Annotated in this window: 18 protein-coding genes; 11 read left to right on the plus strand and 7 right to left on the minus strand. The window is 70.6% G+C overall.

All coding sequences use genetic code 11. The features are described 5' to 3' along the window. Positions 1-323 precede the first annotated feature (323 nt). The gene (locus ASF71_RS11105) at positions 324-1931 is read right to left on the minus strand and encodes a DEAD/DEAH box helicase (RefSeq protein ID WP_235514353.1); all 1608 of its coding nucleotides are present in this window, start codon (positions 1929-1931) and stop codon (positions 324-326) included. Between the two features lie 522 nt (positions 1932-2453). Between ASF71_RS11105 and ASF71_RS11110 the strand changes: the two genes are divergently transcribed. From ASF71_RS11110 to ASF71_RS11150, 9 genes are all read left to right on the plus strand, one after another. Further along, on the plus strand, positions 2454-3326 hold the full coding sequence (locus ASF71_RS11110) for an ABC transporter substrate-binding protein (RefSeq protein WP_056299639.1): 873 nt from the start codon (positions 2454-2456) through the stop codon (positions 3324-3326). 59 nt (positions 3327-3385) lie between these two features. Then, a complete protein-coding gene (gene cobO, locus ASF71_RS11115) occupies positions 3386-3997 on the plus strand; it encodes a cob(I)yrinic acid a,c-diamide adenosyltransferase (RefSeq protein WP_082505946.1) in 612 nt (203 codons plus the stop codon). A gap of 2 nt (positions 3998-3999) precedes the next feature. Beyond that, positions 4000-4926 carry a CobD/CbiB family cobalamin biosynthesis protein gene (locus tag ASF71_RS11120; RefSeq protein WP_255354734.1) on the plus strand — a complete coding sequence of 309 codons (927 nt, stop codon included), beginning with the start codon at positions 4000-4002 and terminating at the stop codon, positions 4924-4926. Next, positions 4919-5929, plus strand: coding sequence for a histidinol-phosphate transaminase (locus ASF71_RS11125; protein WP_056299642.1), 1011 nt, complete (start codon positions 4919-4921; stop codon positions 5927-5929). Before ASF71_RS11120 ends, ASF71_RS11125 begins: the two co-directional genes overlap by 8 nt. Next, a complete protein-coding gene (locus ASF71_RS11130) occupies positions 5922-7319 on the plus strand; it encodes a cobyric acid synthase (RefSeq protein ID WP_156372743.1) in 1398 nt (465 codons plus the stop codon). Before ASF71_RS11125 ends, ASF71_RS11130 begins: the two co-directional genes overlap by 8 nt. Continuing rightward, positions 7316-7840, plus strand: a complete 525-nt coding sequence (gene cobU, locus ASF71_RS11135; RefSeq protein WP_056299647.1) for a bifunctional adenosylcobinamide kinase/adenosylcobinamide-phosphate guanylyltransferase — start codon at positions 7316-7318, stop codon at positions 7838-7840. Before ASF71_RS11130 ends, cobU begins: the two co-directional genes overlap by 4 nt. Then, positions 7837-8904, plus strand: a complete 1068-nt coding sequence (gene cobT, locus ASF71_RS11140) for a nicotinate-nucleotide--dimethylbenzimidazole phosphoribosyltransferase (RefSeq protein ID WP_056299650.1) — start codon at positions 7837-7839, stop codon at positions 8902-8904. Before cobU ends, cobT begins: the two co-directional genes overlap by 4 nt. A 132-nt stretch (positions 8905-9036) precedes the next feature. Beyond that, the gene (locus tag ASF71_RS11145) at positions 9037-9777 is read left to right on the plus strand and encodes an adenosylcobinamide-GDP ribazoletransferase (RefSeq protein WP_082505947.1); all 741 of its coding nucleotides are present in this window, start codon (positions 9037-9039) and stop codon (positions 9775-9777) included. A gap of 60 nt (positions 9778-9837) precedes the next feature. Beyond that, the gene (locus tag ASF71_RS11150; RefSeq protein ID WP_056299658.1) at positions 9838-10806 is read left to right on the plus strand and encodes a type I phosphomannose isomerase catalytic subunit; all 969 of its coding nucleotides are present in this window, start codon (positions 9838-9840) and stop codon (positions 10804-10806) included. A gap of 31 nt (positions 10807-10837) precedes the next feature. On the opposite strand, the gene ASF71_RS23715 is transcribed toward ASF71_RS11150, so the two are convergent. The 3 genes from ASF71_RS23715 to ASF71_RS11165 all read right to left on the minus strand — a co-directional run bounded on the left by ASF71_RS23715 (position 10838) and on the right by ASF71_RS11165 (position 13299). Continuing rightward, positions 10838-11692, minus strand: a complete 855-nt coding sequence (locus tag ASF71_RS23715) for a hypothetical protein (protein WP_156372744.1) — start codon at positions 11690-11692, stop codon at positions 10838-10840. A 144-nt stretch (positions 11693-11836) separates the two neighbouring features. Further along, complete coding sequence (locus ASF71_RS11160) at positions 11837-12328, minus strand: MerR family transcriptional regulator (protein WP_156372745.1); 492 nt, start codon at positions 12326-12328, stop codon at positions 11837-11839. After that, entirely contained in the window at positions 12325-13299 is a 975-nt protein-coding gene (locus ASF71_RS11165; protein WP_056299666.1) for an NADPH:quinone oxidoreductase family protein, read from the minus strand. The genes ASF71_RS11160 and ASF71_RS11165 overlap by 4 nt, the downstream gene beginning before the upstream one ends. 127 nt (positions 13300-13426) lie before the next feature. On the opposite strand from ASF71_RS11165, the gene ASF71_RS11170 reads away from it, so the two are divergent. Together ASF71_RS11170 and ftsH are read left to right on the plus strand one after the other, a co-directional pair. Next, entirely contained in the window at positions 13427-15223 is a 1797-nt protein-coding gene (locus tag ASF71_RS11170) for an acyl-CoA dehydrogenase (RefSeq protein ID WP_056299668.1), read from the plus strand. A 168-nt stretch (positions 15224-15391) separates the two neighbouring features. Next, positions 15392-17254: an ATP-dependent zinc metalloprotease FtsH gene (ftsH, locus tag ASF71_RS11175; RefSeq protein WP_056299671.1), complete on the plus strand. Its 1863-nt coding sequence runs from the start codon at positions 15392-15394 to the stop codon at positions 17252-17254. Between the two features lie 93 nt (positions 17255-17347). Here the strand turns inward: ftsH and ASF71_RS11180 are convergent, their stop codons facing one another. The 3 genes from ASF71_RS11180 to ASF71_RS11190 form a co-directional block, all read right to left on the minus strand. After that, a complete protein-coding gene (locus ASF71_RS11180; protein ID WP_056299674.1) occupies positions 17348-17746 on the minus strand; it encodes a low affinity iron permease family protein in 399 nt (132 codons plus the stop codon). 290 nt (positions 17747-18036) lie between these two features. Next, a complete protein-coding gene (locus ASF71_RS11185) occupies positions 18037-18957 on the minus strand; it encodes a hypothetical protein (RefSeq protein WP_056299677.1) in 921 nt (306 codons plus the stop codon). Positions 18958-19072: 115 nt separating this feature from the next. Further along, positions 19073-21469, minus strand: a complete 2397-nt coding sequence (locus ASF71_RS11190) for a YhgE/Pip domain-containing protein (RefSeq protein WP_056299681.1) — start codon at positions 21467-21469, stop codon at positions 19073-19075. Positions 21470-21532: the final 63 nt, after the last annotated feature.

Below are 21532 nucleotides of genomic sequence, written 5' to 3' on the forward strand. Positions count from 1 at the left end.
TCTGCCCCGCGCGCCATCAGAACCTCGGGTCCGTGTCAGGGGCCGTAGTGCCAACCTGACCAGTGCCCAGTACGACACCCGAACATGACAGCGTTCTTAGACAGTCTTCATACAGTGCAGCCGGGGAGGCCGGAAACCCCGCCCAGGAGCCAGTCGAACGCCCGGACTTTTCTAAAGTTCCAGCCAAAGAAAGCGGCACCCAGTGAACCCAGCCGCTTAGCCGGCCTGTGGCCCCGCGTTCCCACGGCCAGATAAAGGTGGAACCAAAAAACTCCCCCTCCACGAAGGAAGGGGGAAGCCTCTAGGTACGTCAACCCTGGGTCTTAGCGGCGACCGCCCCGGCCCCGGGCGGGCTGCGGGCCTACCCGGCCCCCACCCACGCCTGACGGCGCGGCACTCTGGGTGCGGCCACGGCTGCCGCCCGATTCACTGCGGCCGCCTTCGCGGCGCGGAGCGTCGTGACGGGACTGCCCCTGGCCGGACTGACCCTGGCCCGAGTGGCTCTGGCGGGGCTGCGACGAGTTCCGCTGGCCGCCGCCTTGGCCTTGGCCCCGGCCGCCGCCGCCCTGCCCACGCTGGCCCTGCTTTTCCTGGATGTCGCGGTCGATCTGAGCTTCTTCGCGGCTCAGCGGGGGGTGGAGCGCGGCGGGCAGGCCCCGGCGCACGCTCTGCCACAGGGCACGCTGCTCGGGAATGAGCAGGACGAGGTTGGTGCCGGGGCGCCCGGCGCGGGCGGTCCGGCCCGAACGGTGTACGTGGTCCTCGGCAGTCGAGGCCACGTCGAGGTGAATCACGATCCGCACTTCGGGCAGGTCAATGCCGCGCCCGGCGATGTCGGTCGCCACGAGCACACGCGACTGGCCCTCGCGCAGCAGGTCCATCGTGCGCTCGCGCTTCTTCTGGTCCATGTTGCCCTGGAGCGCACTAACCGTCTCTCCGGGCAGCAGTTCGCCCAGTCGCTCGGCGCGGCGTTTGACCAGGGCCTTGGTGCGGCAGAAGATCACCACGCAGCCGCCCGGCGCGCGCAGCACTTCACGGGCCTGTTCGGCGGCGATGTCCAGCAGGTCCTCGCGCACCGCGTTGATGAGAAGGTGGGTCGCGCCCGTCGCCCCGCCCAGCACGTCACTGTTGCCGTCGGCGGCCTCGGCGCTGCGGGCCGGAGCGATGTCGATGCGCTCAGGCTTTTCCATGAAGCGCTCGGCCACGTGACGGATCTCGGCCGGGAAGGTCGCCGAGGCCATCGCCACCTGGAGGCGTTCGGGGCCGCGCGCTTCCTGTTTGGCAGCGCGCAGGATGTCGCCCACGTCGCGCAGGAAGCCCAGCGACAGCAGTTCGTCGGCCTCGTCGAGCACCACGTAGCGCAGCCCCGCGAGGCTGAGTTCGCCCTGATTGATGAGGTCCTTGAGGCGGCCCGGCGTGCCGGCGATGAGGCCCTTGCCGGTCGCCTCGCTGCGGGTCTGGCGCGGCGTGATGCCGCCGGTGATGCGCCCGGCGCTCATGCCGAGTTCACGGGCCACGTCGCGGATCTGCACGGCCAGTTCGCGGGTAGGCGTGACGACCAGCACCTCGGGACGGATGCCGCGCACCTCGCTCAGGCCGATGCCGCGCGCCGCCGCCGGAATGAGGAAGGCGAGCGTCTTGCCGCTGCCGGTGCGCGCGGTCGTGATCACGTCACGTCCGTTGATGAGCGCGGGAATGGCACCGGCCTGCACCGGGGTCGGCTCGCGCCCGCCGAGCAGTTCCGGCCAGAGGTCGGGCGAGGCGAGACGCACAGGCGCGGGCTGGGGTACAGCGCGCGGCGCGGCGCTGTCGCGGTGATCGGTAGTCGGGTTCGGGCTGCCGCCCTGACCGCGGCCCCCCCGGCGGCGCGACTGGTCGCGGTCGGAGGAGGAACGGGTGGGGGCAGAGGACTGGGTCTTGGGTCGGGTCATGGCACATCCTGGCCGCTGCGCCTTTTTGTCTCCTAGCAGGAAACACAGGCCAGCGGCGTATTGAGTGAAGCGCGGCAGGTACCGGGGCCACCTGCGCAGGAAACGGAGAGGAGACACTGGCCGGGGTTCACGCGGAAAACTGCACTCTTGACACGCAGTTGCGGCGGAACCCGCCCGGAAGTCCTGACAGCCTAGCGCACATTGGCCCGGCAGAGCGTGACCCGCAGCGTCTTCTGGCCCGGTTCGTCTGCTAGCCTGCACGCACCTGAGGTAGGGGAAGTCCGGTGAAGGCCCGTCCAGGGCCCATTCCGGCGCTGTCGCGCAGCGGTAACTGACACGGTTTCAGAAGCCCGAATGCCTCTCAGGGACGTCCCGGCCCCTTCGTGGGCGCGGGGCGACCTCTCGCCGCCAGAGGGCCAGCTACCGAGCGCCTGCGCGCTCCGGCCCCCGGCTGGACGCGGACCCCATAGGGTGTGCCCCCGCGCTCCGGCCGTCTTCTTTCCCGCACCCGGAGCCTCACCCATGCGTACATCCCTGCTGGCCCTCATGGCCGCCGCCCTGGCTTCCCAGGCCGCCGCCACCCGCTATCCCCTGACCGTCACCGACGACCTCGGGCGCACCGTCACCCTGCGTGCCGAGCCGAAGCGCATCATCACCATGCTGCCCTCGCACACCGAGACCCTCATCGCCATCGGCGCGGGCGACAAACTCGTGGCGGTAGACCGCTACAGCACCTACCCCAAGGCCGCGACCGACAAGCTCCCCAAGGTCGGCAGCGCCTTCACGCCCAACCTCGAAGCGATCCTGGCCCTCAAGCCTGACCTCGTGCTGGCCGATGAATCGGCGGGCTCGCGCCTGACCGAGAAGCTGGCGGCGGCAGGCCTGACCGTGTACGGAGGCAGCGCCCAGACCTACAACGAGGTCTTCGAGAAGATCGCTGTGCTGGGCAAGCTGACCAACCGCGAGGTGGGCGCGACCCGGCTTGTCACGTCCATGCGCACCGAGCTGAACACCCTGCAACAGAGCGTGCTGCGACTGCCCAAAGTCAGCACGTATTACGAGATTGACCCGACTCCCTACTCGGTCGGCCCGAACTCGTTCATCGGCACGCTGATCAACAAGGCGGGCGGCGCAACCATCGTGCCCGCGCGCCTGGGAGACTTCCCCAAGCTCGATCCCGAACTGATCGTGAAGAGCAACCCGCAGGTCATGGTCGGTCTGGGCGCGGCCGAGGCCCGCACGCGCCCCGGCTGGGCCAATCTGCGCGCCGTGACCTCGGGCCGCGTGTACCAGCCCACCCCGGAAGAGGACGACGCCCTGTCGCGCCCCGGCCCACGCCTGCCCGCCGCCCTGCGCGCCCTGATCCGCTTCATTCACCCGGAGGCCGGGAAGTAAGGCCTGCGGGGTGGAGCAGCTTCTCGCCGCCCCGCCCCCACGGCCCCTTCCTGCCTGTCATGGACGACACCACCCGCGAGCGCCGCGAGGCCGCCATGCGCGAGCTGACCGAACAGCGCGACAACTACCGCAAGAAAGAAGGCATCAGCAAGGGCCGCCGGGGCCTGATCATCGTGAACACCGGCAACGGCAAGGGCAAGACGACCGCCGCTCTGGGGCTGATGATGCGGGCGCACGGGCGCGGATTGAGAACGCGCATGTTCCAGTTCCTCAAACACGACACGGCCAAGTTCGGCGAGCACCGGACCCTCGACGTGCTGGGGCTGCCCTACGAGGGCCTGGGCGACGGCTGGACCTGGCGCAGCAAGGACCTGGAGAACTCGGCCGAACTGGCCGCACACGGCTGGACGCTGGCGCGGGCCGCCATCGAGTCGGGCGAGTACGACCTCATCGTGCTCGACGAATTCACGTACCCGCTGAAATACGGCTGGGTACCCTGGGCCGAGGTCGAGGAGGTCCTGCGCGCGCGTGACCCGGCGCTGCACGTGATCATCACCGGGCGCGGCGCGCTGCCTGAACTGGTCGAACTGGCCGACACGGTCAGCGAGATCACGCCCGTCAAGCACGCCTACCAGGCAGGCATCGGCGGCCAGCAGGGCATCGAGTATTGAGGGTGGCCCTCCCGGACTCCCTGACCATCCGGGCGGCTCCGCGCCGCACGCTGCTGCTGGCCCTGGCTCTCGACGCCCTGGGCGAGCCGCCGAACGCCATGCACCCGGTTGTAGGGATGGGCAATTTCCTCGGCGCGGCGCGGCGGCGCTGGAACGCCACTACCCCAGCCGGGCAACTCGCCGAGGGACTGGGCGGCTGGACGCTGGGGGCTGGGCTGGCGGCCGGTGCGGGGACTCTTGCCACACGCCTGCCCTGGCCCGCACAGGCGGCCATCCTCAAGACGCTGCTGGCACGCCGCGCCCTGTTCGGCGCGGTGGGCGAGGTACACGCGGCGCTCTTGCGGGACGACCTCCCCGAAGCGCGGCGGCTGCTCGCGTGGCATCTGGTGAGCCGGGACACCTCGGCGCTGAGCGCAGGCGAGGTGGCGGGCGCGGCAATCGAGAGCCTCGCCGAGAACCTGTCCGACAGCGTGATCGCACCGCTGCTGGCCTACCGCGCCGGAGGGCTGCCGCTGGCCGCCACCTACCGCCTGACGAACACCGCCGACGCCATGTGGGGCTACCGCACGCCGGAGCTGGAATACGCGGGCAAGGCGGCCGCCCGCGCCGACGACCTCCTGAACCTCGCCCCCGCTCGGCTGACCGCCGTGTGTGCGTTGCTGGCCGCCGGAGGCACGGGCTGGCGAGTCTGGGCTCAGGACCGCCGGGCCACTCCCAGCCCGAACGCCGGGCACCCGATGAGCGCCTTTGCTGGAGCGCTGGGCCTGCGGCTGGACAAGCGCGCGTTGGGCGGCGAGTGGCTATACGTGCTGAACCCAGCGGGGCGTGGGGCGGCGGCCACCGACCTGCCCCGCGCGCTGGAGCTGGCCCGCCGCACGCTGACGCTGGCCGTTCTGCTGCTGCTCGTGCCGGGGGGACGGCATGGCTAACCTGCCGCCCCTGATGCCGCGCGCGCCGCACGGGGGGCCGTCCTCGGCGGCCTTCACGGGGCTGGACTTCAGCGTGAACGCCAACCCCTACGGCCCCAATCCGGCGCTGCTGCGGGCCGTGCGGGAGGCCGACCATGCCCACTACCCCGACCCCGCGTACCGCGCGGTGCGGGAACGGCTCGCGTCGTGGCACGGCCGCACGCCGGACGGGGTGGCCCTCTCTGTCGGGGCGTCGGACCTGCTGCACCGGCTTGTGCGGGCGTTCGTACCTCCGGGCGGCCTGCTGCTCAGCCTGAACGCCCCCTTCGGCGAGCTGGCGCGGGCAGCAGCACTGGGATACTCACAGGTGGAGGTCGTGTCCGAACTCCCCGACCTCCTGCCCCCCGGCACGGCGCTGGTGTACGTCGGCGCCCCGCACAACCCGACCGGGCGCGCTCCCACCCCGGCCGAGGTGCAGCACCTGGCCGACGTGTGCGAGGAAGCCGGCGCCCTGCTGATCGTGGACGAGGCCTACGCACCCTTCGTGCTTCTTGACCCGCCGCCCGTCTCGCCGGCCGTGGTGCGCCTGCTCTCGCCGGGCAAGGCGCACGGGCTGGTCGGGGCCCGGCCCGCCTACGCGTTGGGCACGCCGGAGGTCGCCGCGCGACTGGACAACCTCGCTCCGGCGTGGCACCTGCCGGCGGGTACGGCGGCGCTGCTCGCGGCCCTGCCGGACGCAGGAGACTTTCTGGCGGCCACGCTGCCGCGCGTGCGGGCGGACGCGGGGGCGCTGGCCCGTCACCTGACAGTATTCGGGCCAGTAGAGCACCACGGCGCTCCGTTCATGACGCTGGAAGTCGGGGACGGCGCGGGGACGGCGGTGGCGCTGCTGGCCCACGGCGTCCGGGTACGCGACTGCGCGAGTTACGGGCTGCCGGGCCACATTCGGGTCAGCACACGGGGGGCGGTGCAGGACAGCGCGCTGCTGACGGCCCTCGGGCAATGGAGAGAAGCACATGGCTAAGGCGATCATGATTCAGGGCTGCACGAGCAACGCGGGCAAGAGCTACCTCGCCGCCGCGCTGTGCCGCATCCTGGCCGACGAGGGCTACCGGGTCGCGCCCTTCAAGGCGCAGAACATGAGCAACAACGCGGGTGTGACCCCGGCCGGGTTGGAGATGGGCCGCGCGCAACTGGTCCAGGCCCGTGCAGCGAGGGTCACGCCCGACGTGCGGATGAACCCGGTGCTTCTCAAACCCGAGGCCGACACCCGTTCGCAGGTCGTGCTGCTGGGCCGCGCCGACTCCGACCTCACCGCCCTGCCGTGGCGCGAGCGCAAGCCGCGGCTGTGGCCGCACGTGCAGGGCGCGCTGCACAGCCTGCTGGCCGAGTACGAGGTTGTGGTCATCGAGGGAGCGGGCAGCCCGGCCGAGGTCAACCTGAAGGGCAGCGATATCGTGAACATGCGCGTGGCGCGCGAGGCGCAGGCCGCCGTGCTGCTCGCCGCCGACATCGACCGGGGTGGGGCTTTCGCGCACCTGCTGGGCACTTGGCACTGTCTGGAACCGGGCGAGCGGGCGCTGCTGCGCGGCTTCGTCCTCAACCGTTTCCGGGGCGACGCGCGGCTGCTCGCGCCGGGGCCGGAGTGGCTACACGCACAGACCGGCGTGCCGACCGTGGGCGTGGTGCCCATGCTGGACATTCCCCTGCCGGAAGAGGACGGCCTGATGCCGCGCGGGTCGGCATCAGGTGGGGAGGGCTTCGTCGCCATCCCGCGTCTCCCCCGCGTCTCCAACCTCGACGAGTTCGCGCCGCTGGGCGAATTGGCCCGCTGGGTCACGGCCCCGGCCGAGCTGGAAGGCGCGCGGGCGGTCATCCTGCCGGGCAGCAAGAGCACGGCCGCCGACCTCGCGTGGCTGCGCGCGACCGGACTGGCGGGGGCGGTGACGCGGCTGGCGGCCTCGGGCGTGCCGGTGCTCGGCGTGTGCGGGGGGTTGCAGATGCTCGGGCGCACCATCACCGACCCGCACGGGGTCGAGGGCGCGGCGGAGGTTACGGGCCTGGGCCTGCTCGACCTGCACACCGAATTCGCCCCCGACAAGACCACCCGCCTGACCACCTTCACGGACCCCGAAACCGGCCTGAAGGTGCAGGGCTACGAGATCCACCACGGGCGCACGGGGGGCGGCGGCGGCGCGCAGACCCTCGCCCCGGAGTTGCTGTGGCGCCAGGGCAACGTGCGCGGCACCTACCTGCACGGCCTGCTGGAGAATCCGGCGTATCTGGAGCGCTTTCTGGGCTGGGCGGGCCTGGACGCTCCCGCGTCGCTCGACTCGCTCGACGCCCGCCTCGACGCCATCGCCGTGCAGGTGCGCGCCAGCCTGGACTGGGACTTCGTGGGGGGGCTGCTGTGACCTCCAGACTGGTCTACGTGAGCGGCGGCGCGCGCAGTGGCAAGAGCCGGTTTGCCGAGGAGTACGCCGCGCGCCCCGGCAGCGCCGTGACCTACCTCGCCACCGCGCAGGCCTTCGACGACGAGATGCGCGACCGCATCGCCCGCCACAGGGACGACCGCCCCGCCGCCTGGCACACGGCCGAGGAGCCGCTGAACGTCGCCCAGGCGGCGCGCGCGGTCCAGACGCCCACGCTGCTCCTCGACTGCCTGAGCCTGTGGGTCAGCAACCTGCTGCTGGCCAACGAACCCGAAGACGAGATGCTCGCGGCCACCGACGACCTGCTCGCGGCGCTGCGCGAACGCGGCGGCCTGTCCGTCCTCGTAAGCAACGAGGTCGGCCTGGGCATCGTGCCCGACAACGCCCTGGCGCGGGCCTACCGCGACGCGCTGGGGCGCGTGAACCAGCGCGTCGCCGCCGCGAGCGACGAGGCGTACCTGCTCGTCAGCGGCCTGCCGCTGCAACTGAAAGGACGACCATGACTCCCGAACTAACCGAGCTTCTCCAGTCCGTCCGCCCCGCCGACGAGGCCGCCATGCAGGCCGCCCGCGAGCGCCAATCGCAGCTGACCAAACCGTCGGGCGCGCTGGGCGACCTCGAAGCCCTGAGTGTGCGCCTCGCGGGCGTGTTCGGCACTCCCCTTCCCGACCCGCAGGGCGTCGCGGTGATCGTCGCGGCGGGCGACCACGGCGTCGCAGCCGAGGGCGTCAGCGCCTTTCCGCCCGAGGTGACGGGCGCGATGGTCGCCAACTTCCTGGCCGACACGCCGGCCGGCCCCGGCGGCGCGGCCGTGAACGCCCTGGCCCGCAGTGTGGGCGCGCGCGTGTACGTGATGGACGCGGGCGTGGCGGCCACGCTGCCCAAACACCCCCGCCTCGTGCGCGCCGCCGTGCGCCCCGGCACCCGCAACCTGCGCCGCGAGGCCGCCATGACCCGCGCCGAGACCGAGTCTCTGATCCTGGCCGGGGCGGCGCTGGCCCGCCAGGCCATCGAGGACGGCGCCGACCTTCTGATTCCCGGCGAGATGGGGATCGGCAACACAACACCCGCCGCCGCTCTCACGGCCCGGCTGCTGCATTTGGACGCGGCCGAGGTCACGGGGCACGGCACGGGCGTGGACGGCGCCGCGCTGGCTCACAAGGTCGCTGTGATCCGGGAGGCACTGGAACGCAGCGCCGTGACGGACCCGCTGGATGTGCTGGCCGAGTTCGGCGGTTTCGAGATCGCGGCGATGCTGGGCGTGATGCTCCAGGCGGCGGCCTCGCGGCGCGCGGTAATTCTCGACGGCTTCGTGGAGGGCAGCGCGGCCCTGGTCGGCGTGGCGCTCGTGCCCGCCCTGGCCGACTACCTGTTTCCGGCCGGCGAGTGCGCCGAGCGTGGGCACGCGGCGCAGCTCTCACACCTGGGCCTGAAACCCATGTTCCGCCTGGGCCTGCGTCTGGGCGAGGGCACGGGCGGGGTGCTGGCCGCGCCGCTGCTGCGGGGCGCCGCCGCGACCCTGCGCGAGATGCGGACCTTCGCGGAGGCCGGGGTGCCGACCGCGTGAGCTGGAGTCCACTCCGCTCCTGCCCAGCCGGGGAGACACCGTCCGCGCCTACACGCCGCAGAATCCAGCGTCTTTCCTGCTCGCCCCTCTCGGACCACATCATGTCTCCAGCGTGATGCGGTCGGAATCCGCGTGAGCTGGCGGCGGGAGGTCCGGGCTGCGCATCTGGCCCTGACCTTCCTGACCACGCTGCCGCTGCCCCACACGAAGGAGCTCGCAGAGGGCGACTTCGCGCGGGCGGCGGCCTACTACCCCCTGGCCGGATACGCGGTGGGCGGGCTGGTGGCCCTGATGCTCTGGTTGCCCCTGCCGCTGCCGGAGGGGGTGCGGGCCGCGCTGGCCCTCGCCGCGTGGCTGGCCCTGACAGGGATGCTGCACTTCGATGGACTGGTAGACAGCGGAGACGCCCTGTTCGCCGCGACCACGCCTGCACGGCGGCTGGAGATCCTGCGCGATGTGCATGTCGGCGCTTTCGGGCTGGCGACGGGAGCACTGACCCTGCTCGCGCTGTGGAGCGTGCTCTCCTCTTCCCTGCCCGTCTATGCCCCGCTGGTGGCGGCGGTGGCCGCCCGCACAGCGCTGCTGGTCCCCATGCGGCTGTTCCCGGCCGCGCGGGCGGGAGCACCGGGCCGGCCCTCCCTGGGCGCACAGTCGCGGGGTGGGCGCCTGTGGCCCGCGCTGCTGCTCGCCGCGCCCACGCTGCTGCTGTCGGGGGCAGGGGCCGCCTGGGTCTGGGCGCTGGGGGCCACGCTGCTCGTGTCGGTCTTCGCGGCGCGGCGCCTGGGCGGCGGCCTGACCGGCGACAGCTACGGCGCGGCCGTCACCCTCGCCGAACTCGCGGCCCTGTGCGCGCTGGCGGCGGGCCGGAGCTGAGAGCACCCCAGTTAGACTCCGGCTTTACGCGGCCAGGCGGGGCGCCCTACTCTACCCCCGATGACTCAGCCTTCCGGTTCCCTCGAGCAACGCCTCTTCTCCCTGGAGCCGCAGTACCACGAGCGGGTCTGGGGCGGCCAGCGGCTACGCGCCGCCACACCGCCGGTCGGTGAGGCCTGGGTGGCGGGCGAGGGGAGCCGCGTGACGGCCGGGCCTCACGCCGGAGCCAGCGTGGGCGAGCTGAGCGCGCAGTACCCCGCAGCGCTGCTGGGCGAGGCCGCGCGGCTGGGGGGACGTTTTCCACTGCTGATCAAGCTGCTCGACTGCGCCGACTGGCTCAGCGTTCAGGTCCACCCGAACGACGATCAGGCGCGGCGCATGGTAGGACCGGGAGAGTTCGGCAAGACCGAGGCCTGGCACTTTCTGGAGGTCGAGCCGGGCGCGGCCATCCTCGCCGGCGTGACGCCGGGCACCACGCCGGACGAACTGCGGCGGGCCATCCTGGCGGGCAAGGTGATGGAGGTCTCGCAGCGCCAGGAGCCTAGAGCGGGCGAGACGCTGTTCATTCCGGCGGGCACCCTACACGCCCTGGGGCCGGGGCTGCTGCTGTACGAGGTGCAGCAGACGAGCGACACCACCTACCGCGTCTACGACTGGGACCGCCCCGCCAGCGCAGGCCGGCAGCTTCACCTTCAGGAGTCGGCTGAGGTGACCGACGCGCACGCCCAGGCCCGGCTCACGCCGCCGCCCGCGCCCGGCCAGGCCGAGTTCCGCGCCGTGACCTGTCCCTTCTTTGGGCTCGACGTGCTGGCACTCCAGGAGGGCGCGGCGCTACGCGGCGACCCGGCCGGCCAGTCGCCGCACCTCCTGACCGTGGTGGAGGGCGAGGTCAGCGTGACCTGCGGCGACGAGGAACTTCACCTCGGGCTCTACGACACCGCCCTCGTCAGTGCCGGGGCCGGCGGCTACGAACTGCGGACCAGCGGCGCGGCGCGGGTGCTGCGCGCAGGGGTTCCTACCGGCGCCTGAGCCGAAAGACTCTCCGGATTGAGGCGCGCCCTCAGGAGACCGGCAGGGCGCGCGTCAGGACCAGCCGGCCCCGCGCCACGAGGCGGCGGTTGAGTCCGGCGTGCACCGAGACGGCGTAGCCCTGAACGCTGTCCTGGGCCTCCGCGCCCTCCTGGGGCCGGACCTCGAAACACAGGTTTTCGCCCGCCCAGCACAGGTCGTTGACCTGCAGGCCCACCGAGGCGAGCAGGGCGGGTGGTCCCGCCAGCTCGGCCGCCAGCGCGGTCAGGTGCCCCACGAGCACCGACGCCGGCAGCGCGCGCGCACCGAGCGAGGTCCCCGCGCAGGTTTCGGCCGGCAGCGTCTCCACCTCGCGGATCAGGGCGCCCTCCCAGAGGGTGAGGGTGCCGCCCGGCAGAGGCAGGCACCAGTCCGGCGACGTCTCCGGGTTCACCAGTTGCCGCCGGGCGAAGAGGCGCTCGAAGGCCTCGCCGCTCAGGACGGTGTACAGCACGTTGAGCGACGCCAGCAGCTGTGCGCCGCTCGACACGTGTACCTCGGCGCGCAGGCTGCGCTGGTCGAGGTCGATGACCTGCGCCGAGAGTTCGACCTGTCCGGTACCCGGCGCTGCCTGCACGACATAGTGGATCTCCTGCACGATGTAGTGACGCCGCGCGTCGTCCGGCTGGGCCAGGGCGCCGGCGCACAGTCCGGCGAGGGTGGCGTGCCGCAGCATCTGCGCCTCGGGTGACAGGCCGACAGTGTCGAGCGCCTCCAGCTGGGCCTGCGCGCCGAACAGGCCGCCCTGCCAGGCGACCGGCCGCAGCGCGAAATAGGGCGGGCCGATGAACACGCGGCTCAGTACCGAGTGTTCGAGGTCAGAGCCGGCGACAGAAGAGAGTGGCATCAGTTTTCGGTCAGACATTCACACCCCGGAAAGGACCCCACAGCTCCGGGGCCGACTCAGCCTAGACCATTTCCGTGACCAGTGGGGCTCAGTTCCACCTTCACCTCTGGATTCCGCGGGCGTCGCCGGGAAACCCAGCTTCCTCTACTCCGTGTGGTCGGCGCCGTCTCCGGGCGCCTCGGGCTCAGAGGCCAGCGCACCGGTAAAGCGCTTGGTCAGCCAGCGGTCGAAGCGGGCGAGGTTGTCGGCCTGCCGCTCGTAGGCGCCGTGGATGGCCCGCAGCCGGGCATGCAGGGCGTCCAGGCGTTCGTCGCTCAGGGGCACGTCCGCCCGCGTCCAGTCGCGCCGGTAGGTTCCGTCCACCGCGTGGGTGGCCCGGCGCAGCGTGACCATGTCGCGCGCTTCTTCCAGGGTCATGCCCAGGGCGCGCATATCCATGACGTCGCGCAGCAGCCGCAGCGCGTAGGGGCCGTACAGCGATCGCCCCGACGCGGTGACCTGATCGGGGGCCAGCAGCCCCAGCTCGGCGTAGTGCATGACGGTGCGCCGCGTGACCCCAGCTGCGCGCGCGAGTTCGGCGGTGGTGTAGAAGGCGGGCGCCGCAGCCGTCACAGCACCCGTCGTGGAGTCTGTCACGGCGTCAGGACGACCTTGCCGGTCACGTGGCGCTCCAGCAGGGCGCGCATCGCCTCGGGGCCGCGCTCCAGCGGATAGCGCTCGCTGACGAGTGGCCGCACCTGCCCCGACGCCACCCACGCGGCGAGCTGCGCGAAGTTGCGGGCGTTTCCGCGCGGGTCCCGCCTCGCGAATTCTCCCCAGAACACTCCCATCAGCGAGGCGCCCTTGAGCAGAGGCAGATTGAGCGGCAGCTTGGGAATGTCGCCGCCTGCGAAGCCCACCACGAGGTAGCGCCCGCCCCAGCCGATGCTGCGGAAGGCCGGTTCGGCCAGGTCGCCGCCGACCGGGTCATAGATTACGTCGGGGCCATTTTTGCCGCACAGGGCCTTGAGGGCCTCGCGCAGGTCCGTCTCGGTGTAGTTGACGACCTCGTCGGCGCCGTGCTCGCGGGCCACCGACGCCTTCTGGGCGCTCCCCACCCCGGCGATCACCCGCGCGCCGAGTGCCTTGCCAATCATGACGGCCGCGAGGCCCACGCCCCCCGCCGCGCCGAGCACGAGAAGGGTCTCGCCGGCCTGGAGCTTCGCGCGGTCCACCAGGGCGTGCATGGACGTACCGTAGGCCAGCGGCAGCGTCGCGGCGACCGCAGGGGACAGGCCGGGCGGCAGCGGCAATACGGCAGCCGCCGGTGCGAGCAGGTGCGTGGCGAAGGCCCCGGTGCCGGTGAAGGCCACCACCGGCTGCCCAAGCTCCAGCCCGGTCACGCCCTCGCCGAGTGCCGCGACCGTACCCGCCGCTTCCGCGCCCGGCACGAAGGGCAGCGGCGGGCGCACCTGGTACAGCCCCTGCACCATCAGGGCGTCGGGATAGTTGACGCCGGCGGCCTGCACGGCGATGACGACCTCGCCGGGGCCGGGCACGGGGTCGGCGAGGTCCTGCACGGTCAGGGTCTCGGGTTCGGCGAACGCTTGGCACAGCAGGGCACGCATGGGCAACCTCCAGGGTCGGGATCGGGAAGACGGCGGACGGAACTTTGGCCTATCATAAACGCCGACGTACAACATTGACGTGCGCGGACATCCGCTGCCCTTTTTCCCCGCCTGAGGAGGCCCCGACGTGGCACCATTCCTGAGCAAGCGCGACCTGCAGTTCCAACTCTACGAAGTTCTCGACACCGGGGCCCTGACCGCCCGGCCCCGCCACGCCGAGCACAGCCGAGAAGTGTACGACGACGTGCTGAATCTCGCCTACAACGTGGCCGAGAAGTATTTCGCCAACCACACCCGCGAGGCCGATCTGAACGAGCCGCATGTCGAAGGCGGCCGTGTGAAGCTGGTGCCGGGCGTGGAAGCCGCCATGAAGGCCTTCCGCGACGCGGGCTTTTTCAGCGCCCATCACGATGAGGAACTGGGCGGGCTGCAACTGCCGTGGGTGGTCATGCAGGCGGTGCAGGCGCACTTTCAGGCTGCGAATATGGGTACCTCGGGCTACCCGTTCCTGACCATCGGAAACGCCAACCTTCAACGCGAGTTCGGCAGCGAGGAGCAGAAGCGCAAGTACCTGACGCCGCTGCTCGAGGGCCGCTGGTTTGGCACGATGGCACTGTCCGAGCCGCACGCAGGCTCCGGGCTGGCCGACATCACCACCTCCGCCACGCCGCGCGGCGACGGGACGTACAGCATCCAGGGCACCAAGATGTGGATTTCGGGCGGCGAGCACGAGCTCTCCGAGAACATCGTGCACCTCGTGCTGGCCCGCATCAAGGGCGCTCCGGCGGGCGTGAAGGGCATCTCGCTGTTCATCGTACCCAGGTACCGCGTGAACGAGGACGGCAGCGTCGGCGAAAAGAACAACGTCGTTCTGGCAGGCCTAAACCACAAGATGGGCTACCGGGGGACCACGAACACGCTGCTCAATTTCGGCGAGGGCGGCGAGACGGTCGGCGAACTCGTGGGCGAAGCCGGGCGAGGCCTGAGCTACATGTTCCACATGATGAACGAGGCCCGCATCGGCGTGGGCATGGGCGCGGTGATGCTGGGCTACGCAGGGTATCTGGCGAGCCTGGAGTATGCCCGCGAGCGACTGCAGGGCCGCCACGCCAGCGCCAAGGACCCCACGGGCCCGATGGTGAGCATCATCGAACACGCCGACGTCAAACGGCTGCTGCTGCGGCAGAAAGCCTTCGTCGAGGGCGGCCTTGCGCTGGGTCTGTACGCATCCAGCCTCGTGGACGACCTCGCCACCGGCCCCGAGGAGGCCCGCGAGGACACCCGCCTGCTGCTCGACCTGCTGACTCCCATTGTCAAGTCGTGGCCCAGCAAGTACAGCCAGGAGGCCCTCAGCGACGCGATCCAGGTCATGGGTGGAGCCGGCTACACCCGCGATTACCCGGTCGAGATGTACTACCGCGACAACCGCCTGAACCCCATCCACGAAGGCACCGAGGGCATCCAGGGCAACGACCTGCTGGGCCGAAAGGTGACCCAGTCGGGCGGGCGTGGCCTGACCGTGCTGCTGGAGCGGATGTCCGCCGACTTAAGGGCAGCCGAGGGTTTGGACGGCCTGGAAGAGATCCGTAGCGCTCTGAGCACCGCCATTGGCCAGAACCGGGAGGCCTTCGGGGCCATCCTGGGGCGCGCGGCCGAGCTGGGGCCCGACCTCTACCTCGCCAACGCCAACAGCGCCCTGGAGATGCTGGGGCACACGGTGGTGGGCTGGATGTGGCTGCGGCAGGCGGCGGCGGCGGCAAGGGCCCTGCCGGGCGCGCGCGGCGACGACGAGGGTTTCTACCGGGGCAAGGTGCAGGCCGCGCGCTTTTTCGCGGTCTACGAGCTGCCGAAAGTCCGCGCCCACGCCGAGCTGCTGGCGAGCGCCGACGCCACGACCCACGAGATGCGCGGGGACTGGTTCTAGCGCCCTGTAAAGGACAATTCTCCTGCGGGTCAGAGGGCATGACGGGTTGGTGAAGCCAAGCTCTAGTCGTCCTGAGCGTCACTCATCTTGAGTCTGTTACACTCAAGTCTGAGGGACGGCCTGCGTCCCGTGTTCTGTTTTCACCCCCTGTCCCCCGGAGGACCACCCTTGAGGCGCTTAAATCCCTGGCTCATCGTCCTGTTCGTCCTGGCCCTGTTCCTGATGTTCTCGCAGACATCGCTGCCCGGACGCACTACCGTCAATTACAACCAGTTCAAGGCCCTACTTGCCGACAACCGCATCGAGAGCGTCGTCGTGCGCGAGAACAACGCAACCGTGCGGACCAAGGACGGCACTACCCTGCCCGTGCAGACGCCGCAGGGGGTCCAGCAGCGCGACGTGCAGCAGTTCACGGTGCGCCTGCCCGGCAGCGCCGCTACGCCCGACGCCACGCTCATCAGCCAGCTCGAGGCGCAGAACGTGCAGTACCGCTTCGAGGCGCCCAGCCAGTGGCTCAACATCCTGCTGAGCCTGCTGCCCATCTTGCTGCTCGTCGGCATGATGTACTTCTTCTTCATGCGTGCCCAGGGCGGCCAGAGCGGCGTCATGCAGTTCGGGCAGTCGCGGGCCAAGAAGTACGGCAAGGAAAACCGCGTTCAGACCAAGTTCACCGACGTGGCCGGTCACGAGGAAGCCAAGCGCGAACTCATCGAGGTCGTGGACTTCCTGAAGAACCCCGGCAAGTACCACCAGATCGGCGCCGAGATTCCCAAGGGCGTGCTGCTCGTGGGCCCTCCCGGCACCGGTAAGACGCTGCTGGCCCGCGCCATCGCCGGCGAAGCCGACGTGCCCTTCTTCTCGGTGAGCGCCTCGGAATTCATGGAGATGTTCGTGGGGGTCGGCGCCAGCCGCGTGCGCACCCTGTTTGAGGACGCCCGTAAGAGCGCGCCCGCCATCATGTTCATCGATGAAATCGACTCCATCGGGCGCAAGCGCGGTGCGGGCATCGGCGGCGGGCACGACGAGCGCGAGCAGACGCTGAACCAGATCCTCTCGGAGATGGACGGCTTCGACAAGGCCAGCAGCGTCATCGTGCTCGGCGCGACCAACCGCCCCGACGTGCTTGACCCCGCCCTGCTGCGTCCCGGCCGTTTCGACCGTCAGGTGACCATCGACCTGCCCAACCTCAAGGAGCGCGAGGCCATCTTGAAGGTGCACCTGCGCAACAAGCCGCTGGGCGAGGGCGTGGACGTCCCCGAGATCGCCAAGAGCACGCCGTACTTCTCGGGGGCCGACCTCAAGAACGTGACCAACGAGGCGGCGCTGGAAGCCGCCCGCCTGAGCAAAACCAAGATCGACATGAGCGACTTCTACCGCGCGCTCGACAAGATCACCCTGGGTCTGGAGAACGGCTCGCTGACCATCAGCCCCGAGGAAAAGCGCGCCATCGCCTTCCACGAGGCCGGGCACGCCGTCACGGCGGCCGTGATCCCTGGCAGCGACAAGCTCCAGAAGGTGAGCATCATTCCGCGTGGCCGCGCGCTGGGCGCCGCTTTTTACCTGCCCGAAGAGCAGGTGCTGATGAGCAAGGAACGCCTGGAAAACCAGCTCGTCGTATCGCTGGGTGGGCGCGCCGCCGAGGAAGTCTTTACCGGAAACGTGACCTCGGGCGCCGCCGACGACTTCCGCAAGGCCACCAACATCGCCCGCAAGATGGTGCTGGAGTGGGGCATGGGCGAGAACTTCAAGAACATGGCCCTGACCACCGATTCCGGCCCTGTGTTCCTGGGCGAGGATATGGCCAAGCCCAAAGCCTTCTCCGAGCACACCTCGCAGCTCGTGGACGAGGATGTCAAGCGCATCCTGAACCGGGCCTACGAGCGCGCCAAGAGCCTCGTGACCGAGTACTCGCAGGCCATGCACGAAGTCACCGAAGCCCTGCTGACCCAGGAGCTGATCACCGGTGACGTAGTGCGCGACGCAGTCGCCCGGATGCAGGGCAGCCAGCCGATGCCCAACACGACCGCCTGATCTTTTCCAAGGACAACCAGAAGCCCCCGCTGAACGCGGGGGCTTTCTTGTCTGACGGAGCCGTCTCCAGGAGGCTGCTGTCCGGCGACCGGGTCAGCCGTCACCTAGGCGCATGTCTTTCAGAATCTCGTTGGGGGTGAGCGTCAGCAGTTCGGGGTCGTGAAGCATCCCGCGCTCGGCGCGCAGTTCCTGCAATACGGCGTCGAGCTTGGCATGCAGTTCGCGGGCGTCCTCGTTCTGGGCGTTCTGGATCAGGAAAACCATCAGGAAGGTGACGATGGTCGTGCCCGTGTTGATGACGAGCTGCCAGCCGTCCGAGAAGTGGAACAGCGGCCCGGTGACGCCCCAGACCGCCACCGTGGAAAACGCCAGTGTGAAGGCGACGGCCGTACCACTGAAATCGGCGATATGGCGGGAAAAGCTCTGGAAGTGGGCTTCGAGGGTGGGCGCGCGGCGGCGAAAGGCCTTGAGGTTGAGATCCGGCAGCGACATGAGACACCTCCCGGGCCAGATTCCCGGCCCGCCCAGGAGCCTGCGCGGAGAAGGTGGACGCCGGATGAAACAACAGTGAACTGGAAAATCCGACCCTGAAGTGATGTCAAGCAGTATCCAGGAGCCTGGGGGTGCAGTTGAGTGGCGATGGCTTATCTCGCCACTCTCCAGGCTGTGAACCTGCCTACGATGGACTGCCCACCCGCCCTACATGTGTTTTGCACGAACCGTCGGGCACCCCCCAGCAAAACAGCCGGACCTCCGCCCGGCTGTCTCTGCGTCTCCTTGCCTCAGCGCGTCAGGCCGTGGCGCAGCACTTCGGACAGCTGCCTAGTCGCGGCGGCCTGAAGCTCGTCGAGTTCAGTGGCGGCGGCGCGCAGCTCGCTCCGGTAGCCCTCGGCGCTGCGGGCCTCCGCACCGGTCAGGCGGCGCACGACGGCCTGCACCGCGAACTGGGCCTCGGGCAACCGGGCGAGGTTCGAGGACGCCCCGGCGTGCCGCGCAGCCAGTAGGGCGCCGAGCATCCCAGCCTCCTCGCTGCGGCGCATCAGCTCGCGCTGGAAGGCGCGGTCCTTGATGCTGGTGATCACGTCCCAGGCGGCGTCGGCCAGGGCTTCCTCGGCCGAGGCGGGGCGGGCCACCTCGACATGCAGCGTCTCATCCCGGCGCCACACGCGCGAGAAGGCCCCGCCACGCTGCGGCGTCCAGTAGGTCTCGAAGTCGCGCGCCTCCTCAATCAGGACCTTCAGGACCGCGAAGGGAGCGTCGGCGGCCACGCGGTGGCCCTCGCCCAGCACCCCCCACAGGCTGAGCCCCCGCTCGTCGGCCGCGCCCATCGGGGCGTAGGCCTGGGCAATCGCCGCGTAGCCCTCACCGACACGGACCACCTCGCGCCCGTCCACGAGCAGGGCCACGTCGCCGCTGTCGAGCTGCCGGGCTTCGTGGCGCAGGTGGTGCAGCCCCAGCCCCCAGCGGTCGTGTGCGGCGCGCAGGGCCTCGGTCAGGGCGGCCTCCAGCGTGCCGGTGTCGGCGCCGCTGTCCGCGAGAGCGACGGCGCGGCTGTCCACCCCCGCCGTCGCGGTCAGGGCATCGAAGGCCGCGAGGAGGTTGCCGCTGGACGCCTCCGTCTCAGGCAGGTCCAGGGCGGCGGCATTGCGGGAGGCAGGGCGGGGCTGGGGGGCCGCGTCGTCTTTCGTCTTCAATCGTGCCATATGACTCCTATTCTGCCCTAAACAGAATAAGGGTGTGGGATGTTATGCCACCTTCGGCCCACACGGCAAAGGGGGCCGGAACATGCAGCCCCGGCCCCCTCGTCTTTCCCTGGTCTCAGTCGTCCGTACCCGCCGCCAGCGGCGAGGCGATCAGCGGCCTGAAGTGCTCGTCGGGCACGAATTCCCAGCGCCGACGGCCGAGCAGCCACAGCGCCACGCTCACGGCGAACATGCCCGCCAGCGAGAGCATGAGCACCGGATACTGACCCTGGTACGCACCCGTGATGGCGTGCCGAAAGGCCCCGACGCTCTGCGTGACCGGCAACCAGCCGTGCAGCGCGCGGAAGATCCCGGGGGAGAGTTCGACCGGATAGCTGCCGCCCGAAGCCGCGAGCTGCACGACGAGCAGCACGAGGGCCACGAGGCGCCCGGCCGCGCCGAACAGGAACACGAGCGCCAGCACGAGGGCCAGGAAGGTCAGGCTGGAGGCCAGGGCGGTCACGACAACCTGCACCGGATGCACGAACTCCACCCCCAGCGCGTGCACACCGGCCACGACGAGCAGCGCCTGCACACACACGAGCAGCGCGGGCACGGCGGCCTTGCGCAGCGCGCGGGACCACTGCGAGGTGCCCCGGCTGCTGCGGGCCAGTTGCTGGTACGGAAAGATGAAGGTGGTCAGCGTGACGCCCACCCACAGGCTCAGAGCCAGGAAGTAGGGCGCGAACCCGGCGCCGTTGTTGGCGACCGGCGCGAACGTCTGCGTGACCGGCAGGACGCTGGCGCTCAGGCCAGCCGGGTCGCCGCCCAAGCTCTCGGGCTGGGGCGGCAGCCGGGCCGAAAGCTGCGAGAGCCCGCTCGACAGCTGCTGCGCGCCGCTCTGGAGACTGGCCGCGCCCTGACGCAGCTCACTGCTGCCCTGCGCCAGCGTCTTCAGGCCGCCGGACAGGTCGGCCGAGCGGGCTGCCAGGGTAGCCGCCCCCGTGTCCAGCCGCCCGAGGTCGGCGTCTCTAGGCAGCTGGCCCGTGATGTCCCCGAGGGCCGTCTTGATCTTCAGGTTGCCCTGGGCGAGGGTCTCCACGCCGCGCCCGACTCCGGCCGCGCCGCTTGCCAGGGTCTGCGCACTGGTCGCCGCCTTTTTGGCCCCTGCCGACAGCGACGAGGCGCCCTGCGCGACCTGACCCGTTCCCGCGGCGAGCTGCGCGCTACCAGTCTTCAGGCTGGCCGCGCCCGTGGCGGCGGCCTGGGCGCCCTGGGCCGCCTCCCGGCTGCGGGCCGACAGCGTGGCCGCGCCCTGCGAGAGTTCAGCCGTGCCCGCGGCCAGTTCGGTGGCCCCCTGGGCGAGCTGTTCGGCTCTCCCGGCAGCGGCGGTGGCCCCCGGCTTCAAGGGGGCAGGCGCGGCCTGCGCCAGCGCCCCCAGCTGGGTCTTCAGCGTCCCAGCGCCGGTCGCCAGTTGCTGCGCGCCCTTCCCCGACGCCGCCGCACCCTGCGCCAGCGTGCCTGCACCCTGCGAGAGCTGTCCCAGCCCCTGCGAAAGCCTAGGCAGCTGGTCCGCGAGCGCCGCATTGCCCTGGCTCACCTTGCCTGCCCCACTGCGGGCCGAGGCGGCGCCGGTCGCCAGCTGCCCGGCCCCCGACGCTAGGTCGCCCAGCCCCCCCGACAGTGCCCTGGCCCCCTGCGCGACCTGCCCAGCCCCCTGACGCAGCGGAGCAAGCTGAGCCTCGCCGGGCGCGGCGGCTTCCAGCTGACGCAGGCCACTCGACAGCCGGCCCGTACCGGCGGTCAGGGTCTTGACCCCCCCCGCCAGCGTGCCGGCCCCGGCCGCGAGCTGAGCGGCGCTGGTACTCGCCTGCTGCGCTCCACTGTCGAGGCGCGTAGCCCCGGCCGCCAGCCGCTCGGCGCCCCCACTGAGGGTCTGCGCGCCGTCGCGCAGCTTGGTCGTGGCCGCTCGCAGGTCCGCCAGACTCTTCTCCGAACGGGCCAACGACGCCTGCACGACCTCCCAGCGGTTCTCACCGAGCGTGCGGTTGAGGCGGTCGCTCAAGGTCGTGGCGAAGCTGGAGGCCACGCGGCTGGCGAAATAGCTGCTGCCCTGCGACACGTAGAACTTCAGCAGGCCGTGCTGGCGACTGTCGCCCGCTACCGCCTGACGGCTGAACTCAGGAGGGATGGTAAGCGAGAAATACATCTGCCCGCGCCTCACTGCCTCCTGCGCCTCGGCCTCGGTCCGGAACACCGTATAGGCGAAGGCCGGTTCCTGACGCAGTTCCCGCAGGGTTTCGGTGCCCAGGTCATAGGTCTTGCCCTGACGCACTGCACCCTGATCGAGATTTACCAGCGCCACCGGCAGGCGGTCGAGATTGCCGTAGGGGTCGAGCGAGCTGCCCAGATAGATGGTCACATATAGCAACGGCACTGCCGCGATGGCCGCCGCCGACACCCACATCATCGGATGACGCCACAGACTGCGCTCGGCGGGGCTCAACTGCCTGAAATCTTCACGAAATCCCATCCTGGCCTCCTCAAACTGACACCCTGTCAGCAGTGAGATCAGTATCCGCCTAAGATGACAGTC

Source organism: Deinococcus sp. Leaf326, from assembly GCF_001424185.1.
Taxonomy (GTDB): Bacteria; Deinococcota; Deinococci; order Deinococcales; family Deinococcaceae; genus Deinococcus.